The 2,856-nt window shown below is 62.4% G+C and carries 4 protein-coding genes; all 4 read left to right on the plus strand.

What is annotated here, in order from left to right; genetic code table 11:
- A partial coding sequence (locus tag ACZ2IA_RS22590) for an ABC transporter permease subunit (protein WP_470294838.1) occupies positions 1-291 on the plus strand: 291 nt, incomplete at its 5' end.
- Between the two features lie 26 nt (positions 292-317).
- The gene (locus ACZ2IA_RS22595; protein ID WP_470294841.1) at positions 318-1,376 is read left to right on the plus strand and encodes an ABC transporter permease subunit; all 1,059 of its coding nucleotides are present in this window, start codon (positions 318-320) and stop codon (positions 1,374-1,376) included.
- 3 nt (positions 1,377-1,379) lie between these two features.
- A complete protein-coding gene (locus ACZ2IA_RS22600) occupies positions 1,380-2,150 on the plus strand; it encodes an ABC transporter ATP-binding protein (RefSeq protein WP_470294839.1) in 771 nt (256 codons plus the stop codon).
- The coding region (locus ACZ2IA_RS22605) for an ABC transporter ATP-binding protein (protein WP_470294840.1) at positions 2,147-2,856 on the plus strand (710 nt) is incomplete at its 3' end. The genes ACZ2IA_RS22600 and ACZ2IA_RS22605, both read left to right, overlap by 4 nt.

The raw sequence follows: 2,856 nt of genomic DNA on the forward strand, positions 1-2,856 counted from the left end.
GTGATGGTCGCGACCAACTACGACCAGGCGCACTACTACATGGGCTTCCTGATCGGTCTGAAGGCCTTTACCGCGGCGGTGCTCGGCGGTATCGGCAACCTCGGCGGCGCCGTGGCGGGGGGGATTCTGCTCGGCATCATCGAGAGCCTTGGTGCCGGTTATATCGGCACGCTGACCGGGGGCTTCCTGGGCAGTAACTACCAGGACATCTTCGCCTTCATGGTGCTGATCATGGTGCTGATTTTCCGTCCGTCCGGCTTGCTGGGCGAGAAAGTGGCGGACCGCGCATGATTTCCCGGGGAGAAACTAACGTGACCATGGCCAATAACAAGAAAGTCGGCGCGTTCCTCGCGTCGGCCATCGTGATGGCGGTGCTGCCGTTCATCGTCGGCGGAGCGCTGGGCAATTCCTGGGTGCGCATCGTGGACTTTGCCCTGCTGTACGTGATGCTGGCGTTGGGTCTGAACATGGTGGTCGGCTTCGCCGGTCTGCTGGACCTGGGTTTCATCGCGTTCTACGCGGTGGGCGCCTATACCTACGCGCTATTGAGTTCGCCGCACTTCGGCCTGCACCTGCCGTTTTACATTGCGATCCCGCTCGGGGCAGGTCTGGCGGCGTTCTTCGGCATCCTGCTCGGCACGCCGGTACTGCGGCTGAAGGGCGACTATCTGGCGATCGTGACGCTGGGCTTCGGTGAGATCATCCGTATCTTCATCAACAACCTGAACGCACCGGTCAACATCACCAACGGCCCGCAGGGCGTCAACCTGATCGATCCGATTCAGGTCGGCGGCTTCTCGTTCGGCAAGACGTTCGAGCTGTTCGGCCTGACCTTCAGCAACGTCTATCTGTACTACTACCTGTTCCTGGTGCTGACCGTGGGTGTGGTGATGATGGCGTGGCGTCTGCAGCATTCGCGGATCGGCCGGGCCTGGGTGGCGCTGCGCGAGGATGACATCGCCGCCGCCGCCATGGGCATCAACATCCGCAACATCAAACTGCTGGCGTTTGCGCTGGGCGCCTTGTCCGGTGGCGTGGCTGGCGGCTTGTTCTCGGCGTTCCAGGGCTTCGTGTCGCCCGAGTCGTTCAGCCTGTTGGAATCGATCATGATTCTGGCGATGATCGTGCTCGGCGGCATGGGCAATATCCCGGGGGTGATCCTGGGGGCGGTGATGCTGACCGTGGCGCCGGAGTTTCTGCGCGACACGATCGGCCCGTTGCAGATGGCGGTGTTCGGCAAGATGATCGTCGACCCGGAGAATGCACGGATGCTGCTGTTCGGCCTCGCGATGGTGGTGATGATGCTGGTCCGGCCGGAAGGGGCTTGGCCGTCCAAACACCGCAAGCTGGAATTCCAGGACGCCAAGAAAGGTTAAGCCATGGCTGAAACTCTGCTGAAAATCGAAGGCATCGTAAAACGCTTCGGTGGTCTGGTGGCGCTCAACAACGTCGGCCTGACCATCAACAAGGGCGAGATCTACGGCCTGATCGGCCCGAACGGGGCCGGCAAGACCACGCTGTTCAATGTGCTGACCGGCCTCTACATGCCGGACGAGGGTAGCTTCACCTTCGCGGGTAAGGATCTGTTCCGCGCCAAGCCGCATATCGTGGTGGACACTGGCATCGCCCGGACCTTCCAGAACATCCGTCTGTTCGCCGAAATGACCGCGCTCGAGAACGTGATGGTGGGGCGCCACATCCGGACCAAGGCTGGCGGGCTCGGCGCCATTTTGCGCAATAGGCGCACGATGGACGAGGAGCGTGCGATCGAGGCGAAGGCCTGGGAACTGCTCGAATACGTCGGCATCAGCAACGTCGCCGACGAGCGTGCCCGCAACCTGTCCTACGGTCACCAGCGTCGTCTGGAGATCGCCCGGGCGCTGGCTACCGAGCCGACGCTGTTGGCGCTCGACGAGCCGGCCGCCGGCATGAACCCGCGCGAAACCGCCGACTTGAAAAGCCTGATGGCCAAGATCCGCGACGACGGCGTAACCATCCTGCTGATCGAACACGACGTAAAGCTGATGATGGGCCTGTGCGACCGGATCGCCGTACTCGACTACGGTAAGAAAATCGCCGAAGGCGTGCCGGAAGTGGTGCGCAATGACCCGAAAGTGATCGAAGCCTACCTCGGAGTGGCCCACGCATGAGTCTCTTGGAAGTCAAAAACCTGCAGGTGGCCTACGGCGGCATCCAGGCCGTCAAGGGCATCGATTTTCACATCAACCAGGGCGAGCTGGTCACGCTGATCGGCGCCAATGGCGCCGGCAAGACCACCACGCTGAAGACCCTGGTCGGCATGGTGAAGAAGTCGGGCGGCAGCATCACGTACGACGGCAAGGACACCCATGGCATCCCGTCGCACCACTTCGTCAGCAGCGGTCTGGCGATGGTGCCGGAAGGCCGCGGCGTCTTCTCGAAGCTGACGGTGGAAGAGAACCTGCTGATGGGCGCCTATTACCGCAACGACAAGGCGCAGATCCTCGCCGAGGTCGACCACGTCTACACGCTGTTTCCGCGTCTGAAAGAGCGTTACAAGCAGCTGGCCGGCACGCTGTCGGGCGGCGAGCAGCAGATGGTGGCGATGGGCCGGGCGATCCTGTCCAAGCCCAAGCTGTTGCTGCTCGACGAGCCGTCGATGGGCCTGGCGCCGATCATTGTGCAGAAGATCTTCGAGATCATCCAGCAGGTGGCGGCGCAGGGCGTGACCATGCTACTGGTCGAGCAGAACGCGAAGCTCGCGCTGGAAGTCAGCCAGCGCGGCTACGTGATGGAGAGCGGCCGCATCAGCATCAGCGGTCCGGCGCAGGACCTGCTCAACGACGACCGCGTGCGTAACGCCTACCTCGGCGAATA

This window comes from Crenobacter sp. CS_VA4 (assembly GCF_055597485.1).

Excerpts from the sequence above, each read along its gene's own strand:
- ACZ2IA_RS22595 (WP_470294841.1), top strand. The coding sequence starts at position 318 with ATGGCCAATAACAAGAAAGTCGGCGCGTTCCTCGCGTCGGCCATCGTG.
- ACZ2IA_RS22600 (WP_470294839.1), top strand. The coding sequence starts at position 1,380 with ATGGCTGAAACTCTGCTGAAAATCGAAGGCATCGTAAAACGCTTCGGT.